Origin of the sequence: Pseudomonas sp. SCA2728.1_7 (genome assembly GCF_018138145.1) — a bacterium.
Classification (GTDB): Bacteria; Pseudomonadota; Gammaproteobacteria; order Pseudomonadales; family Pseudomonadaceae; genus Aquipseudomonas; species Aquipseudomonas koreensis_A.
Window position 1 is genome coordinate 3,836,834 of sequence record NZ_CP073104.1, and the last position, 19,896, is coordinate 3,856,729.

Here is a 19,896-nt window from a genome sequence, read left to right on the forward strand (position 1 = left end):
CTATGGAAATCCTCATGAATGTAATCACCACCGACCTGCCCGGTGTCCTGATCATCGAACCGAAGGTGTTTGGTGACGAGCGCGGTTTTTTCTACGAGAGCTTCAATGCCAAAGCGTTCCAGGACGCCACCGGTCTGGACACGCAATTCGTCCAGGACAACCACTCGCGTTCGCAAAAAGGCGTGTTGCGTGGCCTGCATTACCAACTGCAAAACACCCAGGGCAAACTGGTCCGCGTGACCGTTGGCGAAGTATTGGATGTGGCCGTGGATATTCGCCGCAGCTCGCCGCACTTCGGCAAATCCGTAGCGGTACGTCTTTCTGCCGACAATCATCGCCAACTGTGGGTACCGGAAGGTTTCGCCCATGGTTTCGTGGTGCTGAGCGAGTTCGCTGAATTCCTCTACAAGACCACCAACTACTACGACCCATCGTCCGAGCGCAGCATTCGCTGGGATGATCCCGCTCTGGGCATCGACTGGCAGCTGGACGAAGCGCCGAAGCTGTCCGCCAAGGATCAAGCCGCAGCGCTGCTCAAGGACGCTGACGTCTTCGCCTGAGCCTAGGCATAATGCGCCTGACATCTCAGGCGCATCCGGCTCATGAAACCAACCCTTCCCCGCAGACCTCGTTGGCGCAGCCTCGCCCTGCTGGCCCTGTGTCTGGCGCCGCTGTTGTGGCCGCTAGAACATCTGGCCGAGCGCTATTACCGCAGCGAACTGGCCGGCCAGAACCGTCAGACCCTCGACCTGTACGTCGCCAACCTGTTGGGCACCCTGCACCGCTACGAAGTGTTACCACAGATTCTCGGCGACCTGCCGGCCCTGCGCTCGGTCCTCGGCGCACCGGACGACGGCGTCACCCAAGGCAATGCCAACCGTCTGCTGAAGAACATCGCTGCGCAGACCGGCGCCGAAGTCATGTACCTGATGGACACCAGCGGCCAGACGCTGGCAGCGTCGAATTGGGACAAGCACGACAGTTTTGTCGGTCGCAACTTCTCCTTCCGCCCGTATTTCAGTGAAGCCATGGCCGGACGCCTCGGGCGCTTTTTCGGTCTCGGCACCACCTCGGCCAAGCGTGGTTACTTCTTCGCCGCCGCCGTGCGCAACGGCGAAAAAATCATCGGCGTGCTGGTGATCAAGGTCGACCTCGACCACACCGAAAGCCTGTGGGGCAAAACTCCGGAACAACTGCTGGTGACCGACCACAACGGCGTGGTCATTCTCACCTCGCGTCCGGAATGGCGCTTTCGCTCGACCCGTAACTTGAGCGACGGCGAACGCTCAGCGATCACCGCCATCCAGCCTTACCCTACCCGTGAGCCACGTCCATTGAACCTCAGCCCCAGCGCGTGGCTGATCCAGACCCACGACATCGCCGAAACCGGCTGGAGCGTGAGCATCCTCGCGCCGCGTACGCTGATCGACCGTCCGGTGCGCACCGTGGTTGCGATCGGCGGCGCCACGCTGCTGGTGGTGATGTTGTTGCTCGGTCTGATGATGCAGCGCCGCCGCCACTATCTCGAACGCATTGCCTTTGAAGCCAAGGCACGCCGAGAACTGGAAGGCCGCGTGGCGGAACGCACCAGCGACCTCGAAGGCCTCAACCGGCGCCTGAAGGAGGAAGTGCTGGAGCGTGAACAGGCCCAGCAAGAGCTGGTGCGCGCCCAGGATGATTTGGTTCAGGCCGGCAAGCTGTCGGCGCTGGGGACGATGTCCGCAAGCATCAGCCACGAACTCAATCAGCCGCTGGCAGCGATCCGCAGCTACGCGGAAAACGCCGAGGTGTTGCTCGATCATCAGCGCACCGACGATGCGCGCGGCAACCTCAAACTGATCAGCGAACTGACCGGGCGCATGGCCTCGATCATCGCCCATCTGCGCGCCTTTGCCCGCCGTGATCGCCACGCGCCGGAAAGCGTTGCCCTGCAACCGGCGCTCGACGATGCCTTGGCACTGCTGGCCAAACGGCGCCGGAGCATGGAAGTCGAGCTGATCCGCGATCTGCCGGCCGCCACCCTGTGGGTCGAGGCCGGGGAAACGCGTCTGCGCCAAGTGCTCGGCAACCTGCTCGCCAACGCTCTCGATGCCCTTACCGAAAAAGGCCCGCCGCGCAAATTGTGGTTGAGTGCCGAATCCACCACCGAGGGCGTCAATCTGTACATTCGCGACAACGGCCCGGGGTTCTGCATGGAAGCCCTCGGCCGCGCCAGTGAGCCTTTCTACACCACCAAGACCCGCACTCAGGGCCTGGGGCTGGGTCTGGCCATTTGTGAAACGCTGATGCGCGCCTTCGGCGGTGAACTGTCGTTCGCCAACCACAAGCAAGGTGGCGCCTTGATTACCCTGCGGCTGCGCGCCGGTGCGCCCGGGGTCAGCCTGCAACCGTCCGAGGATCGAAGTGCATGACCATCGACAATCGCATTCAGGTGGTGTTGATCGACGACGATCCGCACCTGCGTCAGGCCCTTGGTCAGACACTGGATCTGGCAGGGCTGAAAATTCTGCCGCTGTCCGAAGCCAAAGGCCTGGCCGCACAGCTTGAGCGTGACTGGCCGGGTGTGGTGGTCAGCGACATTCGCATGCCAGGCATGGATGGCCTCGAATTGCTCAGCGAACTGCACGCGCAGGATCCCGAACTACCGGTGCTGCTGATCACCGGCCACGGCGACGTGCCGCTGGCGGTGCAGGCCATGCGTGCCGGCGCTTATGACTTTCTTGAAAAACCGTTTGCCAGCGACGCGCTGCTCGACAGCGTGCGTCGCGCACTGGCCCTGCGCCGACTGGTGCTGGACAACCGCAGCCTGCGCCTGGCCCTGAGCGACCGCAATGAACTGAGTGCGCGGCTGGTCGGCCATTCGACGCCGATGCTGCGCTTGCGTGAGCAGATCGGTGCGCTGGCCGCGACCAAGGCGGACGTGCTGATCCTCGGCGAAACCGGCGCCGGCAAAGAAGTGGTCGCCCGTGCGCTGCACGATTTATCCAGCCGCCGTAACGGCCCGTTCGTGGCGATCAACGCCGGCGCACTGGCCGAGTCGGTGGTGGAAAGCGAACTGTTCGGCCACGAACCGGGCGCGTTCACCGGCGCGCAAAAACGCCGCATCGGCAAATTCGAATTCGCCAATGGCGGCACGCTGTTTCTTGATGAAATCGAAAGCATGAGCATGGACGTGCAGGTGAAGTTGCTGCGCATGCTGCAGGAGCGCGTGGTCGAGCGTCTGGGTGGCAATCAACTGATCCCGCTGGACATCCGCGTGATCGCCGCGACCAAGGAAGACCTGCGCCAGGCCGCCGATCAGGGCCGCTTCCGCGCCGACTTGTATTACCGCCTCAACGTTGCGCCGCTGCGCATTCCGCCGCTGCGCGAACGCGGCGAAGATGCGCTGGTGCTGTTCCAGCATTACGCCGATGAAGCCAGCGCCCGCCACGGCCTGCCGCCTCACGAACTGCAACCGGCACAACGCGCCTTGCTGCTGCGTCACACCTGGCCGGGCAACGTGCGCGAACTGCAGAATGCCGCCGAACGTTTCGCCCTTGGCCTGGAACTGGCGCTGGATAACGCTGGCGCCGAAGGTGGGGGTAACACCACAGTCGAAGTCATCAACGGCGGCCTCAGCGAGCAAGTGGAAAACTTCGAAAAATCCTTGATCGCGGCCGAACTGGCGCGCTCCCACAGTTCGGTGCGCAGCCTCGCCGAAGCCCTGGGCATTCCGCGCAAGACCCTGCATGACAAGTTGCGCAAGCATGGCCTCAACTTTGGCGACAGCAATCCTGGGGACGAGAACGAATGAGCACCGACAGTCACTATCTGGAGTCCGTGCTCCATCACGATATTCCACTGACCCGCGACATGGGCCTCAAAGTGCTCGACTGGCGCGAGCAGCAATTGAGTCTGCATTTACCGCTGGATCCGAACGTCAATCACAAGAGCACCATGTTCGGCGGCAGCCTTTACTGCGGCGCGGTGCTGGCCGGTTGGGGCTGGTTGCATTTGCGTCTGAAAGAAGAAGGAATCACCGACGGGCACATTGTGATTCAGGAGGGACAGATCCGTTATCCACTGCCCGTGACCGGCGATGCCGTAGCAATTTGCCCGGCGCCCGATGCGAAGGTGTGGAAGAAGTTTCTGGCGATGTATCAGCGTTATGGGCGGGCGCGGTTGGTGCTCGATACGCGGATCGTCAATCAGGGCAGCAACGAGGACGCCGTGACATTTACCGGGCAGTATGTTTTACACCGCTGAAGATCAAAAGCCCCTCACCCTAGCCCGCTCCCCGAGGGAGAGGGGACTGATTGGGGGATGCTTCAGACGTACACCGACCTGATGGCGCTTTGCTGAATCCATAATCGACCTCATCTTTCAGGTCGATGTATGACGCAAGACAACTCGGTCGGCTCCCTCTCCTGGGGGAGAGGGCTGGGGTGAGGGGATGCCGGATCAGCCGACTTAACCGCGAGCCAACTCCAACAATCGCGAACGCCAGGCTGCCCTCGCCGGCAGCGCCAAAAAGAACTCATTGCGCAGCGATTCCCGCGCCGGATAACTGAACGCTTCCCCGCGCAGATCCAACACTTCACCGCCCGCACCTTCCAGCACACCTTGCGCCGCCGCCGTGTCCCACTGCGAAGTCGGCGCCAGTCGCGGATAGCAATCCGCCGCGCCTTCAGCCAGCAGGCAAAATTTCAGCGAGCTGCCAATATTCGCCAATTGCAACTCGCCCAGGCTCGCATTCAGCCCGGCCAGCAGACGCTCCTGCTCGGGACTCGAATGCCGACGGCTGGCGACCACGGTAAACGCCTCACCCGGCCCCGGCACATCGCGTACCTGAATCGCAACCGGCGTGCCGCCCTTGTCGCAGCGCCATGCGCCAAGCCCGGCACCGCCAACGTAGAAACGACCATTGGTCGGCATCGACACCACGCCAAACACCACTCGACCGTCTTCGATCAACGCGATGTTGACGGTGAACTCTTCACTGCCGCTGATGAATTCCTTGGTGCCATCCAGCGGATCGACCAACCACCAGCGCTGCCAGCCGGCGCGTACGCTCTGGGGAATGTTGGCGTCCTCTTCCGATAACACTGGAATGCTCGCATCCAGCGCCGTCAGACCGGCGACAATCAGGTGATGCGCGGCCAGATCCGCCGCCGTCACGGGCGAGTCATCGGACTTGGCCGTGACTTCAACGCTGGAGCGCCAGAACGGCAAAGTCACCTCGCCAGCCTGCAATGCCAGCTCAACGACCGGCGCCATCAACGGGTGGGGAAAATTCATCGACACTTCACTCATGCTGGGAAGAATCCGCGCTGGGTCAGCAGATCGCGGGTCAAATACAGGGCGGCCAGGGCGCGACCTTCGGAAAATTGCGGATTGAGCGCCAGCGACGACAGTTCGCGCAGGTTCACTTTATCGACACGCATCGGCTCGGGCTCGTCGCCTTCCAGCCGCTCTTCGTACAAATCGGTAGCCAGAACGACCTGGATCTTCTGGCTCATGTAACCGGGCGACAGCGACAGCTCGGTCAGATGTTCCAGTTGCCGCGCGCCAAAACCAGCTTCTTCCTTGAGTTCGCGCTCGGCGGCTGCCAATACGTCTTCGCCCGGTTCGATCAAACCTTTAGGCAAGGACAGTTCGTACTCATCGGTACCGCCGCAGTATTCCTCGACCAGCACTGCGTGTTCAGCATCCAGCATCGCCACAATCATTACCGCGCCGTAGCCCGCACCTTTGCCGACCAGACGCTCGTAAGTGCGTTCCACGCCGTTGGAAAAGCGCAGCTTGAGTTCTTCGACGCAAAACAGACGACTGGTGGCGACGATCTCGCGGGCAAGTACGGTGGGTTTCTGGCGCATGCAAAGCTCCTTGGCGTGAACGCGCTACTATAACGCGGCTTTCCCGATTGTTTATGTCGGATATCTTTCTACCGTTCGAGACGTTGCCATGCCTTCATTACCGTGGTCCGACATCGATACCGTTCTGCTCGACATGGACGGCACGCTGCTGGATCTGCACTTCGACAATCACTTCTGGCTGGAACACCTGCCGCAGCGCTACGCCGAACTGCACGGGGTCAGCCGGGCCATGGCCGAGATGGAATTGCAGCCGTTGTTCGAACGCCACGCCGGCCAGCTGCAGTGGTATTGCCTGGATTTCTGGAGTGCCGAACTGAAGTTGTCGGTGCGGGAATTGAAGCTGGAAACCGCGCACCTGATCGCCCTGCGGCCGGATGCCGATACGTTTCTGGCAGCGATCAAACGCGCCGGTAAACGGGTGATCATGATCACCAACGCGCACCGCGATTCACTGTCGCTGAAGCTTGAGCGGATTGAGCTGGCGCCGTATTTCGAACGGCTGATCAGCTCGCATGATTACGGGTTTCCCAAGGAGAACCCGCAGTTCTGGGATGCCTTGCAGGCGGACATCGGCTTCGATCCGGCCCGCAGTCTGTTTATCGACGATACGTTGCCGATTCTGCGCAGTGCGCGGGATTTTGGTGTGGCGCATTTGTTGGCGGTGAAAGAGCCGGACAGCCGCAAGGGGCCGAAGGACACGGCTGAGTTTGCGGCGGTTGAGGATTATCGGGATTTGATTGCAGGGCTTTGATTCCGAGTTGCCCCATTCGCGAGCAGGCTCGCTCCCACATTTGGAATGCGATCCAATGTGGGAGCGAGCCTGCTCCGGGCGGCGTTCCGACGAAAGCGTTTTATCGGTTACTCAGGAATACGCAGTGTCTGCCCCGGATAGATTTTGTTCACATCCTTGAGCATCGGTTTGTTGGCATCGAAAATTTTCTGATACTTGTTGGCATCCCCATACACACGCAGAGAAATCGCGCTAAGGGTGTCACCCGACTTGACCACGACAAATTGTGCGGCAGTGACAACTGGCCCGCTCACGGTGATCTGATCATCCACGCTGCCAACCCCGGCAATATTGCCCACCGCCAGCAGAATCTTCTCTTTCTCTTCCTGACTCGCAACCTCACCGGTGACGGTCACTTTGTCGCCATCCACCGTCGCCTGAACATTCGGATTGCCCAGACCGACCTTGCTGATGTGTTCCTTCAACTGCTCACTGGCATTGGCGTTGCCCGGGGTTAGCAGATCGATCAGCTTCTCACCGGCTTCTTTCACAAAGCTCAAAAGACTCATAGCGCACACTCCTTGATTTGGGTTCCAGACGTCCAAGCCTAGACCACGACGGACAAACCCGGTTCCAAGCCGACCAATGACCCTGCCGCCGCGCAAGCGGTAGAATCGCCCACCCCTGCCAGCGCCCGGAGCGAAGATGGACATCAAGCAGCTGAAATTCCTCATCGCCCTCGACGAAACCCGCCACTTCGGCCAGGCCGCCGCGCGTTGTCATATCACCCAGCCTACCCTGTCGATGCGCCTGCGCAGCCTTGAAGAAGAGCTCGACCTGCCACTGGTCAACCGGGGCCAGCGTTTCGAAGGCTTCACCGCGCCGGGCGAGCGGGTGCTGGCGTGGGCACGTTCGGTGATGGCGGCCTATGACGGCTTGCACGCCGAAGCGGCAGCGTGTCGCGGCAACCTGATCGGCACGCTGCGACTCGGCGTGGTGCCACTGTCGAGTTTCGATCCGCTGCCGTTGATGCAACGCCTGCACAGCGCCCACCCGAATCTGCGTTTTGAAATGTCGGCGCTGAGTTCCGAGCAAATTCTTGAGCATTTGGCGAACAACCGCATCGATCTCGGCGTGTCTTATCTTGATCGACTGGATAACGAGCGCTTCGAATCCCTGGCCTTCAGTGAAACGCGCATGGGCCTGCTCTACGATCAGCGCACCTTTACCTTCGGCGATGCTCCGTTGAGTTGGGAGTCACTGATCGAGCTGCCGCTGGGCATGCTCACCAGCGGCATGCATTTTCGTCAGTCCATCGACCACAACTTCCACAGCCGTGGTCTGACCCCGCAACCCTTGCTGCAAACCGACGCCGTGCATCAATTGTTACAAGCCGTGCACGGTGGGTTCTGCTGCGCGATCATGCCGCTCGACGGTGGTCTGGAAAAACTCACCGACCACCTGCGCCTGCAACCCATCGAAAACGCTCAAACCCTCGCCCCGCTGGGCCTGATCATGCGTCGCGGAGCGCCACGCTCGGCGCTGGCGGAGGCCTGTTTCGCGCTGTATCGAGAATCACCAACAGCCTCTTGATCGACGGCATCTATCGATAGATCGACACTAGCGATTAGACGCGACAACTTGCCGCGCCTAGTCTTAACGTTGATCAAACCGTCGGTGATGCCATGAACGCCAAGCGCCCAGCCTGCGCGGCGCCTGCAATTGAAACGCCCGCGCCTGCCGCCAGCCAGACCTACAGTTACAGCGATTTGCCCCGCGAGGAATCGGCCAGCACTGCGCTCGCCGAGGAAGTCGCGTTGGCGATCGCCTACAACGGCATCAGTCAGGCGGTGATGCTGGTGACACCGACCGACCTTGAAGACTTCATCGTCGGCTTCAGCCTCGGCAGCGGCATCATCGAGGACGCGACCGACATCTATGACTTGCAACTGACCGGCGCTGGATCTGCGCAATACGCGCAAGTGACCATCGCCAACCGTGCGTTCTGGAACCTCAAGCAACAGCGTCGGCAAATGGCTGGCACCAGCGGTTGCGGGTTGTGCGGTGTGGAAGCGGTGGAGCAAGCGCTGCCAGATCTCAAAGTCCTGGCCGGCGCAGCGTTACCACCGATCGAATGGCTCGACGGTTTGCGCCAGCGCATCGGTGCGTTCCAACCGCTCGGTCAACATTGCGGCGCGGTGCACGCGGCAGTGTTCATGAATGCCAGCGGCGAATTGCTGCTCGGCCGCGAAGACATCGGCCGGCACAACGCCCTCGACAAGCTGATCGGCGGACTGATCCGGCAAAAGATATCCACAGAAGGCGGCCTGGCGATTGTCACCAGCCGTTGCAGCCTCGAATTGATCCAGAAAGTCTTGCGCGCCGGCATCCAGACTTTAGTCAGCCTGTCCGCGCCCACGGGCCTTGCCGTGCAATGGGCCCGTCGACACAACCTCAATCTCATCCACCTGCCGCAGAAAAGTGCGCCGCGGGTGTATAGCCCCGCGATGGAGAATCAAGCGTGAGCCAACATCATCAAGCCGACCAGAAACCTGTCCCGCGCTACAAGCCTTACAAAGGTGCCGCCGGCGGCTGGGGTGCCCTGATCAGTGTGGCTCAGGCATGGTTGACCAGCGATAACGCGCTGAAAAACCTGCGCATGATGCTCAAGACCAACCAGAACGGCGGCTTCGACTGTCCGGGTTGCGCGTGGGGCGATTCGCCGGAAAGCGGCATGGTCAAGTTCTGCGAGAACGGCGCAAAAGCGGTGAACTGGGAAGCCACCAAGCGCCGCGTAGACGCCAAGTTCTTCGCCAAGCACAGCGTCACTTCGTTGCTGGAGCAGAGCGACTACTGGCTGGAGTATCAGGGTCGCCTGACTGAGCCGATGGTGTATGACGCCGAAACCGATCGCTACAAACCGATCAGTTGGGACGACGCCTACACGCTGATCGCCAAACACCTGCAAAGCCTGCCGAGCCCGGATCTGGCCGAGTTCTACACCTCGGGTCGCGCCAGCAACGAGGCGGCGTACCTGTATCAACTGTTCGTGCGCGCTTACGGCACCAACAACTTCCCTGATTGCTCGAACATGTGCCACGAGGCCAGCGGTGTGGCGTTGGCGCAAAGCGTTGGCGTCGGTAAAGGCACCGTGACCTTCGACGATTTCGAACACGCCGACGCGATTTTCGTCTGGGGCCAGAACCCGGGTACCAACCACCCACGCATGCTCGAACCCCTGCGTGAAGCGGTGAAGCGCGGTGCGCAAGTGGTGTGCATCAACCCGTTGAAAGAACGCGGTCTGGAACGTTTCCAGCACCCGCAACACCCGATCGAAATGCTCACCAACGGTGACAAGCCGACCAACACCGCCTATTTCCGCCCGGCCCTCGGTGGCGATATGGCGCTGCTGCGCGGCATGGCCAAGTTCCTCCTGCAGTGGGAGCGCGACGCGCAGAAGGCTGGCGAACCCGCCGTGTTCGATCACGACTTCCTCAATGCCCACAGCGCCAACGTGCTGGAGTATCTCGGCGTGGTCGATGACACACCGTGGGAACAGATCGTCGAGCAATCCGGCCTGACTCTTGTCGAGATCGAGCAAGCCGCGCGCATGTACGCCAAAGGCAAGAACGTGATCATGTGCTGGGCGATGGGCATCACCCAGCATCGCCACTCGGTGCCGACCATTCAGGAAATCGCCAACCTGATGCTGCTGCGCGGCAACATCGGCAAACCGGGCGCAGGCCTGTGCCCGGTGCGCGGCCACAGTAACGTGCAGGGCGACCGCACGATGGGCATCAACGAGCGTCCGCCGGTGGCGTTCCTTGATTCGCTGGAACGACGCTTCCAGTTCAAGGTGCCGCGCCACAACGGCCACAACGTGGTCGAGGCGATCCATGCGATGGCCGAAGGTCGCGCCAAAGTCTTCATCGGTCTGGGCGGCAACTTCGCCCAAGCCACGCCGGACAGTCCGCGCACGTTCGAAGCGCTGAGCAATTGCGACCTCACCGTGCAGATCAGCACCAAGCTCAACCGCAGCCACCTCGCTCACGGTAAAGACGCGCTGATCCTGCCGTGCCTCGGTCGTACCGACATCGACATCCAGACCGAAGGCCCGCAAGCGGTCACCGTGGAAGACTCGTTCAGCATGGTGCACGCCTCTAACGGTCAGTTGCAGCCGCTGTCGAACCAGATGCGCTCCGAGCCGTCGATCATCGCCGGTATCGCTGCCGCCACGCTGGGCAGCAAACCGGTGGACTGGAACTGGCTGGTGGCCGATTACGGGCGCATCCGCGAACTGATCGCCGACACCATTCCCAACTTCAAAGAATTCAACGAGAAGATCAAAAACCCGGGCGGTTTCTACCTCGGCAACAGCGCCGGCGCACGCAAGTGGAACACGCCATCGGGCCGGGCCAATTTCCGCGCCAATATGCTGCCGAAAGATCTTGTGCACGAGCGCACCCGCGCGACCGGACAACTGCCGGACCTGATCCTGCAATCGATGCGCTCCCACGATCAGTACAACACGACGATTTATGGTCTCGACGACCGTTATCGCGGGGTCAAGGGCCAGCGTGATGTGCTGTTCGCCAATGAGGCGGACATCATTCGTCTGGGCTTCCGTCCGGGGCAGAAGGCTGACATTGTTTCGCTGTGGGATGATGGCCGCGAGCGTCGGGTAAAGGGCTTCACGCTGCTGGCATTTGATATTCCGGCGGGACAAGCGGCAGCTTATTACCCGGAAGTGAATCCGCTGGTGCCGCTGGAAAGCACCGGGGATGGCAGCCATACACCGACGTCGAAGTTCATTGCGATTCGGTTGGAAGCGGCGAGTGAGACCGGGTTGATCATGGCCAAATCCGCGTAACGCGATGTCAGAACCGGCCACTTCGCGAGCAAGCTCGCTCCCACATTGGAATGCATTTCAAATGTGGGAGCGAGCCTGCTCGCGAAGGCGTTGGTTCAGACAATACCTTTCTAAGCTCAAACGCTTTCAACCGCCCACAAAAAAGGCCGCTTTTTCACAAAAGCGGCCTGTCCGAAGTAGCTAAAGACCGGCAAAAAACAGTTAAGTTCCGGTGAAAAAACAGCAACTTGCAAAGTTGTATACAAGTCGTGTTATTCGTCGGATTTCGATTGTCACGCTTGTCACACAGCCTCAGGATCGGCGCCGTCATCCCTTTGAGGCTCATCTATGAAGTTCTCCTCGATTCTCTTGTTGTCCCTTGGCCTGGTCAGTGGTTTGGCGTCTGCAGGCGGCACCACCGAAGCAGGTGTGGGCGGCGCATTGGGCGGGGTTCTTGGCTCGGTCGTCGGTCAGTCCTTAGGCGGCAATACAGGTTCCACCATTGGCGCAGCCTTGGGCGGCGCGGGTGGTAGTGCGGTCGGCGCCGACAAGCGCAGCCGTGGCGAAGCCGCCATCGGTGGTGCGCTGGGCGCAGCCGGCGGTAACGTAGTCGGCCGCAGCATGGGCGGCACCACCGGCAGCCTGATCGGCTCCGCAGCAGGTGGCGGCGCCGGTGGCGCGCTGGGCAACTATATGGGTAACAAAAGCGATGACGACGATCGTCATTACGACCGCGGTCGTGACCGTGACCGTGGTTATTACCGCGACCGTCACCCGGGCCGCGGCCACGCTTATGGCCACCGCAAACATCACAAGCACTATCGCGACTGAGGTCTCAAACACCTCGCTGGCCGGTAAAGCAAAATCGCAGCCCAAGGGCTGCGATTTTTTTTGCCGTTTACACCACCAGGTATTCCAGTGCCTGGCGCAGTTCGGCAGGAATCGGCACCGGCTGATTACTCGCCCGATCGACGAATACGTGAACGAAGCGCCCGGCCGCACACGCCTCGCTTTCACCGACCTTGAACACCGCCAATTCGTACTGCACCGAACTGTTGCCCAGCTTGCCGACCCGCAGACCGATCTCGATCAGATCCGGAAAGGCGATCGAGGCAAAGTAATCACACGCCGAACTGACCACAAACCCCACCACCTCACCGTCATGGATATCCAGACCACCGACCTGAATCAGGTAGGTGTTCACCGCCGTGTCGAAGAAGCTGTAGTAGGTGACATTGTTGACGTGACCGTAGGCGTCGTTGTCGTGCCAGCGCGTGGTGATGGGCTGGAAGTGGGGGTAGTCGGTGCGCTGAGGGGTGGACATGGTTGGGCTGATTCTCTTGTGTTTTCAGTGAGGCCGCTTGCCGTCACCCTAGCCCTCTCCCAAAGGTAGAGGGGACTGACCGAGGTGTTCTCTCGAAATACACCGACCTGATCCTTCGAGTCGAACTCAGATGCTGAAACCCACGCAGATCGGCTCCCTTCCCCCTCTCCCCCTGGGGGAGAGGGCTGGGGTGAGGGGGAACGATTTTGGCCGCGACATTACACTTGAGCAAACCCCTTATCCTGCGCCACCAACTCACCAATCAACCGCGCCGGTTTCCACTGATCACCCTGCCGCGTTTCCAGCGCCAGCAAGCGCTGATGAATATCCGCCAGCCCTTGCTGATCCGCCCAGGCCATCGGCCCGCCCTTGTCCGCCGGGAAGCCGTAGCCGTTCAGATACACCAGATCAATGTCATGCGCAGACTCGGCAATGCCTTCCTGCAAAATCTTCGCGCCTTCATTGACCAACGCCAGCAAACTGCGCTCCAGAATCTCCTCCGGACCGATCTCGCGGCGCTGGAAGCCCAGCCCTTCGCTGACCTGCAGGACCAGCGCATCAACCTCAGGATCGTGCTCAGCCTGACGACTGCCCGGCTCGTAATGGTAATAGCCATTGCCGGACTTCTGCCCGAACCGGCCCAGCTCGCACAAGCGGTTGTCCACCTGCACCTCTGGCGCATCCTGACCCTTGCCGGCCAATTCGCGCGCACGCCATTCCAGATCGATGCCGACCACGTCATACATGCGAAACGGCCCCATGGCAAAACCGAAACCTTGCAGCGCCGCATCGACCTGCTGTGGATAAGCGCCTTCCAGCAACATCTTGCGCGCCTCCAGCACATACGGATGCAGCATGCGGTTGCCGATAAAACCGTGACAGTTGCCCGACACCACACTGACCTTGCCCATGCGCTTGCCCAGAGCCAGCGCCGCTTCCAGCACCGCCGCCGAAGTCTGCGCACCGCGCACGATTTCCAGCAGTTTCATGATGTGCGCCGGGCTGAAGAAATGCAGCCCCAACACTTGCTCCGGACGCCTTGTCGCGGCAGCAATCGCATCGATGTCCAGCGCCGAGGTATTACTCGCCAACAATGCCTCAGGCTTGAGCAAGCCATCGAGTTCACGAAAGATCTTCTGCTTCAGCTCAAGATTTTCGTACACCGCCTCGATCACCAGATCGACATTGCGAATCGCCGCGTAATCCGCCGCCGCACTGACCCGTGCGATACGCGCATCCGCCTCGGCCTGATCAATCCGGCCTTGGCGCACGTTATGTGCATAAGTCTCGGCCACGCTGGCGAGTGCCTGTTCAAGCATCTGTGGATTGTTATCCACCCACTGCACGCTCACCCCGGCATTGGCCAGGCACATGACAATGCCCCGACCCATGGTGCCCGCGCCGATCACCGCAGCCTGCTGAATATCGAAGGATGTCTGGCTCATGTTGTTCTCTTGTTGGCGATCCAAAGACAGACCTCAACCATAGTCAGCCAACGACGGTTTTTGAAGTTTATTACCGTGATGATCGACATTCAGCGGATGGATAAAGCCCCGCTTTTGTGGGCTCTTGCTCAACCGAGCAAATGATCATCAGCCCATCTGCGGACTTCGGCGTAGGGATATTCCTCCAACGCAGCAAACCCGGGAATAGCGCGCGCCTTGAGCTTGGTGAACAACGGCACGCTGATCCCGCACAGGAACCGCGTCACCCGCTCCGCCGACGGAATCACCCCGGTGTGCTGCTCATGCCTGTGGATAAAATCACCACACAGCGTCGCGAAGTTTTTATCCACAAGCGCTGGCAACTCCGGTGGTGCCGGCAACCGTGCAACCTGGCCATGACACACCGAGCAATGCCCACACCGCTCAGGCGCATTGCGATCCCCGAAATACTCGGCCAGGCGATAACCCAGACAACGCTCGGTGGCAAAAACCTCAAGCATCGCGTGGATGCGCGCCACTTCGGCCTGCTCATGCCGGGTGAAATAGTCATGCAGCTCAGCGCTCAGGGCATCACTGTCAAAGTCACTATTCAGCAGGCTGTAGACCTCGGTCATCTGCTTGCTTTCCAGCTCGACCCAGCCCTTTTCCTGAAAGTAATCCAGCGCCTTCACCACTCGATTGCGTTCGGCGGAATATTGCGAATACATCGCCTCGAAATTCACCGTGGCCCAGGTGCGCGCACGAGGCGAGGTCTGAATGATCGCGCCGACAAAATCCCTGCGCTCACCGTCGAAGCGCTCGAGCAGCGCTTCGGGTTCCAGCAGGTATTTGAAACGGTATTCGGCGTAATAGGCGTAGCGCGGCGCGATCAAGCCGCGCAGTTCCAGTTGTACCAGCAAGGTCTTCAGCGGCAATGCGCGAATATTGCTCTGATCCGCCAGCGGCCCGAGCAGAAACTCCCACTGCCCTTCCGGCACCGAGGCCTTCAGTTCGTCGAGTACATAGCGAATGCCATCACGCTCCGGCGTATCACCGTATACAAAGTTTTCCAGCACATTGAGGCTGTCGCGATTGGCCAATACCAGGCAGTCCGACGGCTGCCCGTCACGGCCGGCGCGGCCGATTTCCTGACTGTAGTTTTCGATGGATTTGGGCAGGTCGAAGTGCACGACATTGCGGATGTCACTCTTGTCGATGCCCATGCCGAACGCGATGGTCGCGACGATGCAATTGGATTGCCCGGCCATGAAGCGTTTCTGGATCGCTTCGCGTTTGTCGTGGGCTAAACCCGCGTGATACGCCTCTGCCTGAATGCCGTTGCGCTCAAGGTGTTCAGCGATGTGCTCAGCGGTCTTTTGCAAGGTCACGTAGACGATGCTCGGTTGCCCCGGCCGCTCGGCCATCCACTCCACCAGACGCCGGCGCTTGTCCTGGCCGCGCACCGGTTCGACTAACAGATTGAGGTTAGGCCGGTAGAAACCGGTAGTCACCACATCGTCGGCAGCAATAGAAAATTTGGCCTGCATGTCAGCGATGACCTTCGGTGTTGCCGTAGCGGTCAGCAGCAAGGTTTGCGGGATGTTGAACTGGCGCTGATAGTCCGGCAACTTCAGGTAGTCGGGGCGGAAGTTGTGGCCCCATTCCGAGATGCAATGCGCCTCGTCCACCACCAGCAGCGAGATCGGCACCTGCTGCAGAAAGTTGCGGAAACGCTCGTTCTTCAAGCGCTCCACCGAGATCATCAAAATCTTCAATTCACCCGAACGGGCGCGGGCCATCACGTCATTGGCATCATCGCGACTCTGCGCCGAATCGATACTGCCTGCGGATATGCCATGACGCTGCAAGAAGGCCAGTTGATCCTGCATCAACGCCAGTAACGGTGAGACCACCAACGTCAGGTGCGGCAGCAGCAGCGCCGGCAATTGATAGCAAATCGACTTGCCGGAACCGGTAGGAAAAATCGCCGCCGCCGAACGCCCGGACAGCACCGCACTGATCGCGGCTTCTTGCCCGGGTCGAAACTGTGGAAAACCAAAAACCTGTTCCAGGGTGTTGTGCATTCGCTGTCACTCCATTGACTGCTGCCATGCCAACAGCCTAGCGGGCGATCGCAGCGAGTCGAGAAAAGGTCGGGGCCAAATCGATTCGGAATGATACAGCGATTACTTGAACACCACGGTCCCTGTGGGAGCGAGCCTGCTCGCGAAGAGGCCACTCAGAACAATACAAAATCCTGAAGTTCAGGGGCGCAACACCGCCACCCGCAACTGCTCATTCAGCATCTGCTCATGCACGCCCTGACTCTTGCTCGCCCACAACGCATGGGCCGGGCTGATGTCGCCGGTGAATGCCGCCGCCAACTGACGCAGATCAGCGACGCTGCGCACACGCGGACAGAACAGTTGCTCATCACAGTTCTGACTGGCGTTGCGATAGGTGCTCAGCAATCCCTCCCAGAGGCCGTCGCGCACGTGGCGAATCGACTTCAGCTGCACGTGGGGCACACCGAGTCGCTGCTCAAGCCCCTCTTCATCCAGCGCTTCGCTGGCCAACAGCGCTTTGGCGAACATCAACACTTCACCACGCGACGCCGTGTCCACGCTCGCCTGGCTGATGAGTGCCTCCGGCCAATCGGTGCGATCGAGGCGATCCAGCACCCACGCATTGCCAACGTCCGAGGCCATGGCCAAACGGCAAGTGCCCAGCCCGAGCAATAAAATTGCGGCCATTCGTAGCCAGTGCATACCTAATTCCCTTTAAGCGCGTGTCAGACGTTTGGAAACGCCCTACAGATTCTGGCGCGCACGATACAGCGGTTTACCGCGAATCGCCTGACAATCACGTAGGAATTATTACGCCTAAGGGTTTTGGCCTGAAAAAGCTGCGAAAACACGTAGGGCATTTCCTCAAAACACGGAAAACCCCCTACGAATACTGTCCATTGCGGCTGTCTTGTCCCACAGAGAAACGCCCTTCTATAGTGGCCGCCGCGGCTGCATACACTGCACCGGCCCGCCCCAGCGCCTTCGAACAGGACACGCCTCACCATGATCAACCGCTATCGCCCACTCAAGACTTGCTACAGCGAAAACCCGGTACTGCTTATCGACAGCCACTCCAGCCAGACCGACCTGATCAATGCCGCCGATCAGCGTTTACGCGCGGCCGGTGATTTGCTGGAAACGCTCTACTGCTTATGTTTCAAACAGGCTGACGTGAAGGATATCCCCAACATCGTCAACGCCCTTTATTTACTGGTACAGGACAGTTGCGACTTGCTTGAAGTTGCCAAACAAAAACCACCACAAACAACATATAACTAAAATTTGCTACAAACTCGGAAACACCAGAACTCTTTATTTATATATGAAACTCACACTAACTTGTTTGCTCTTACAACTAAACGAGAGCAACACCATGACAGTTTTAACTATATTTTTTTGCGGTACGGGTTCCAACAAGTTCGATACCGCCCATGAAAATTTCTGGGACGGCGAACTGGTTTCCACGCTGGCTTCCAACCATACCGGCCGCGAGTTCGCCGAATGGATCGTCGTCGACGGACCCGGCAGCGGTAACCTGCAAGCTGACGACCTGTTCACCAAGACCAAGGAGTACGGTCTGTCCGGCACACTGTTCGGCAAAGGCTGGGAAGAAAACGTGGCGCATGCCCTAAATGTCATCAAGGGCAAATGCGACTGGCAGCGCGAGCAACTGACCGAGGCAGAATACAACCGCCTCAAAGCCGCCGGCATTCCTATTGAAGATGTAAAAGTCGAGGGTTCGTGGTTCTGGCGTAAATATAACTACGGTGATCGCAGCGTGACCCAACAGAAATTACAGGAGCAGATCATCAAGACATTTCGCAAGGATGGCGTTATTCCCACTCAGGTCAATCTAGTGGGGTGGAGTCGCGGCGGGATAAGTTGCCATATGCTGGCCAATGCGATGTTAAATGATCCTCAACTTAACAATATCCCGGTGAATATATTCGCCCTTGATCCAGTCCCGGGAATCGGCAACTTCCAGGATGCGCGCGTCAAACTCGGCGCCAACGTCAAAGAATATGTCGCCTTCTATGCCCGCGATGAACGCTCCAAAGGTTTCAGTTGTGTCATTCCGCAAACCGCCACCGGCACCAAAACCTGCGTCTACCCGATGGCCGGCCGCCACGCGACCATGGCCGGCAACGCCACAGCTGACGGTGGCGTACCCACCAACAGCGGCGACCTGAAAGCGCTGGTCGAACCTGGCCGCATCGTCCGCCACCTCGCCGAAACCTGCCTCAAGCGCTGGGGCGTACAACTAAACAAAACCCTGAACCTGAGCGAAACAGATCTGCTGCGCCTGACGGGCGCCATCGTCGCCGACGAAGCGCGCTACAAGCAGATGCACAGCATTTCCTACACCTACTTCACCGAACTGGATAAAGGTGAGCGCTATGTTTCGCTGGGCAGCAAAGGCGTGCCGTTTTCGGCGGTGAAAGGCGCGATCTACGCGCCGGCTACGGGGCTAACGACGAGTGTGCTGGATGTGGCGGCGTATCGGGTTATTGGTTGAGGCGGAGCGGCGACCGATAGGTTTTTAACCAAGAAGGAAATAGAACGATGAACAGTACGAGCGATGAATCGGAGCAGGCTAGCGACGAGGAAACCTACGAGGCATGGTTCATCAGGCAGGTCCAAGCCAGCATTGATGATCCTCGGCCAAGCATTTCCGATGAAGTAAGCAGGAAACTGATGGCAGATAAACGCGCTCGTTTAAGACGTCTGAAGGATTGTCAGCAATGACCTATTGAATCTACGTCCTGTTCCTACAAGGACAGACTCCTTGTCTTCTATCGCCGTCGTGTAGCTCGTCTCTATAGTCGTGACTGTCGCTGCCAATTCAGCGACTCGGGCTTGGTCACCCGTATTAGATGTGCATTCACAGTCGTTGTATGCTGCTGGCGCTTTTTTGTGTCAGCACGCTTAATGGCGGCTGTGTTCGGGACGCCTTCGGGCGTGCCGGTTGTGAATGCCTCATCGGTTGACCAACCCGAACGCAGTCCGCCACCTATCGCTTGGTCACGGTGGGTGCGGATTCTCATGACGCAAAAAACGAGGCAAAAATAATGAAAACATGGAATCAATTCACCACCGATCGCTACCGCCCACTCGAATCCAACCTCACCGACACCAAGCCTCTGCTCATCGACACCCAGGTCAACCCCCAAGACATCCTCGAATGCGCCGTCCAGCGCCTGCGCGCCTCCGCCGATCTGCTACGCACCCTCTACTGCCTCAGCTTCAAACAAGCCGACGTCGAAGACATCCCCCACATCACCCACGCCCTCTATCTGCTGACGCAGGATGGCTGTGACCTGCTGCAAGTCGCACAGCAGCAGATGCTCAACTGGAAGGCTCCAGCCTGAAATCGAGTGATCGTATCGCTCTTTTACACTCTGTAAGAGCGATCAAAAAAACGGTAATCAACCATGGGAGCAACCATGAGCAAATTCTTTGATGAGCTGATGGAAAGCGTGCGAGAAATGGACGAAATTCTGCGTGGTGAATGTGCACCATCGCGTATATCCAAGGCTGGCAAAATGATTCAAAAAAACCAACAGACTCTCGATGAACAGCCTCGCTTTAAGGATCGAAAATCCCGACCTATCACTCCACACGATTGCGCTACACTGGAGTCCTGCA

20 protein-coding genes and 1 pseudogene are annotated in these 19,896 nt (G+C 59.4%); 14 read left to right on the forward strand and 7 right to left on the reverse strand.

Annotated features, from left to right (window positions below; genetic code table 11):
• Positions 1-14 precede the first annotated feature (14 nt).
• From rfbC to KBP52_RS17085, 4 genes are read left to right on the forward strand one after another with little or no spacing between them, the layout of a single operon-like run.
• On the forward strand, positions 15-560 hold the full coding sequence (gene rfbC / locus KBP52_RS17070; RefSeq protein WP_077570264.1) for a dTDP-4-dehydrorhamnose 3,5-epimerase: 546 nt from the start codon (positions 15-17) through the stop codon (positions 558-560).
• Between the two features lie 42 nt (positions 561-602).
• A complete protein-coding gene (locus KBP52_RS17075; protein ID WP_077570262.1) occupies positions 603-2,411 on the forward strand; it encodes an ATP-binding protein in 1,809 nt (602 codons plus the stop codon).
• A complete protein-coding gene (locus KBP52_RS17080) occupies positions 2,408-3,793 on the forward strand; it encodes a sigma-54 dependent transcriptional regulator (RefSeq protein ID WP_116029299.1) in 1,386 nt (461 codons plus the stop codon). Before KBP52_RS17075 ends, KBP52_RS17080 begins: the two co-directional genes overlap by 4 nt.
• Positions 3,790-4,245, forward strand: coding sequence for a YiiD C-terminal domain-containing protein (locus tag KBP52_RS17085; RefSeq protein WP_077570258.1), 456 nt, complete (start codon positions 3,790-3,792; stop codon positions 4,243-4,245). Before KBP52_RS17080 ends, KBP52_RS17085 begins: the two co-directional genes overlap by 4 nt.
• Positions 4,246-4,449: 204 nt before the next feature.
• On the opposite strand, the gene cysQ is transcribed toward KBP52_RS17085, so the two are convergent.
• Together cysQ and nudE are read right to left on the reverse strand one after the other, a co-directional pair.
• On the reverse strand, positions 4,450-5,277 hold the full coding sequence (gene cysQ, locus KBP52_RS17090) for a 3'(2'),5'-bisphosphate nucleotidase CysQ (protein WP_212623137.1): 828 nt from the start codon (positions 5,275-5,277) through the stop codon (positions 4,450-4,452).
• Positions 5,278-5,288: 11 nt separating this feature from the next.
• On the reverse strand, positions 5,289-5,855 hold the full coding sequence (nudE, locus tag KBP52_RS17095; protein ID WP_077570256.1) for an ADP compounds hydrolase NudE: 567 nt from the start codon (positions 5,853-5,855) through the stop codon (positions 5,289-5,291).
• A gap of 88 nt (positions 5,856-5,943) precedes the next feature.
• Here nudE and yrfG point away from each other — a divergent pair, with 88 nt between their 5' ends.
• Positions 5,944-6,606 carry a GMP/IMP nucleotidase gene (yrfG, locus tag KBP52_RS17100; protein ID WP_095120804.1) on the forward strand — a complete coding sequence of 221 codons (663 nt, stop codon included), beginning with the start codon at positions 5,944-5,946 and terminating at the stop codon, positions 6,604-6,606.
• 107 nt (positions 6,607-6,713) lie between these two features.
• On the opposite strand, the gene lysM is transcribed toward yrfG, so the two are convergent.
• Positions 6,714-7,154, reverse strand: coding sequence for a peptidoglycan-binding protein LysM (lysM, locus tag KBP52_RS17105; protein WP_016986405.1), 441 nt, complete (start codon positions 7,152-7,154; stop codon positions 6,714-6,716).
• A 136-nt stretch (positions 7,155-7,290) separates the two neighbouring features.
• Between lysM and KBP52_RS17110 the strand changes: the two genes are divergently transcribed.
• The 4 genes from KBP52_RS17110 to KBP52_RS17125 all read left to right on the forward strand — a co-directional run bounded on the left by KBP52_RS17110 (position 7,291) and on the right by KBP52_RS17125 (position 12,265).
• Positions 7,291-8,178: a LysR family transcriptional regulator gene (locus tag KBP52_RS17110; RefSeq protein WP_077570252.1), complete on the forward strand. Its 888-nt coding sequence runs from the start codon at positions 7,291-7,293 to the stop codon at positions 8,176-8,178.
• Between the two features lie 92 nt (positions 8,179-8,270).
• The gene (fdhD, locus tag KBP52_RS17115; RefSeq protein WP_077570250.1) at positions 8,271-9,110 is read left to right on the forward strand and encodes a formate dehydrogenase accessory sulfurtransferase FdhD; all 840 of its coding nucleotides are present in this window, start codon (positions 8,271-8,273) and stop codon (positions 9,108-9,110) included.
• Positions 9,107-11,455 carry an FdhF/YdeP family oxidoreductase gene (locus KBP52_RS17120; RefSeq protein WP_034151893.1) on the forward strand — a complete coding sequence of 783 codons (2,349 nt, stop codon included), beginning with the start codon at positions 9,107-9,109 and terminating at the stop codon, positions 11,453-11,455. The genes fdhD and KBP52_RS17120 overlap by 4 nt, the downstream gene beginning before the upstream one ends.
• Before the next feature lie 327 nt (positions 11,456-11,782).
• Complete coding sequence (locus KBP52_RS17125; protein WP_077570246.1) at positions 11,783-12,265, forward strand: glycine zipper domain-containing protein; 483 nt, start codon at positions 11,783-11,785, stop codon at positions 12,263-12,265.
• Between the two features lie 67 nt (positions 12,266-12,332).
• On the opposite strand, the gene KBP52_RS17130 is transcribed toward KBP52_RS17125, so the two are convergent.
• The 4 genes from KBP52_RS17130 to KBP52_RS17145 form a co-directional block, all read right to left on the reverse strand.
• Entirely contained in the window at positions 12,333-12,758 is a 426-nt protein-coding gene (locus KBP52_RS17130; RefSeq protein ID WP_093429993.1) for a thioesterase family protein, read from the reverse strand.
• 218 nt (positions 12,759-12,976) lie between these two features.
• Positions 12,977-14,203 (reverse strand): 3-hydroxyacyl-CoA dehydrogenase, encoded by a 1,227-nt coding sequence (locus KBP52_RS17135; RefSeq protein WP_212620610.1) that lies wholly within the window; start codon positions 14,201-14,203, stop codon positions 12,977-12,979.
• A 128-nt stretch (positions 14,204-14,331) separates the two neighbouring features.
• On the reverse strand, positions 14,332-16,266 hold the full coding sequence (locus KBP52_RS17140) for an ATP-dependent DNA helicase RecQ (RefSeq protein WP_212620611.1): 1,935 nt from the start codon (positions 16,264-16,266) through the stop codon (positions 14,332-14,334).
• A 180-nt stretch (positions 16,267-16,446) separates the two neighbouring features.
• Positions 16,447-16,950: a polysaccharide deacetylase gene (locus KBP52_RS17145; protein ID WP_116029305.1), complete on the reverse strand. Its 504-nt coding sequence runs from the start codon at positions 16,948-16,950 to the stop codon at positions 16,447-16,449.
• Positions 16,951-17,253: 303 nt separating this feature from the next.
• Between KBP52_RS17145 and KBP52_RS17150 the strand changes: the two genes are divergently transcribed.
• From KBP52_RS17150 to KBP52_RS30760, 5 genes and pseudogenes are all read left to right on the forward strand, one after another.
• Positions 17,254-17,529, forward strand: coding sequence for a hypothetical protein (locus KBP52_RS17150; protein ID WP_122599488.1), 276 nt, complete (start codon positions 17,254-17,256; stop codon positions 17,527-17,529).
• A gap of 94 nt (positions 17,530-17,623) precedes the next feature.
• Entirely contained in the window at positions 17,624-18,766 is a 1,143-nt protein-coding gene (locus KBP52_RS17155) for a hypothetical protein (RefSeq protein WP_212620612.1), read from the forward strand.
• 47 nt (positions 18,767-18,813) lie between these two features.
• Complete coding sequence (locus KBP52_RS17160) at positions 18,814-18,996, forward strand: hypothetical protein (protein ID WP_038359839.1); 183 nt, start codon at positions 18,814-18,816, stop codon at positions 18,994-18,996.
• 323 nt (positions 18,997-19,319) lie between these two features.
• Entirely contained in the window at positions 19,320-19,619 is a 300-nt protein-coding gene (locus tag KBP52_RS17165; protein WP_116029308.1) for a hypothetical protein, read from the forward strand.
• A 75-nt stretch (positions 19,620-19,694) separates the two neighbouring features.
• A pseudogene (locus KBP52_RS30760) lies at positions 19,695-19,775 on the forward strand (transcriptional regulator); the annotation flags it as partial.
• Between the last annotated feature and the right edge of the window lie 121 nt (positions 19,776-19,896).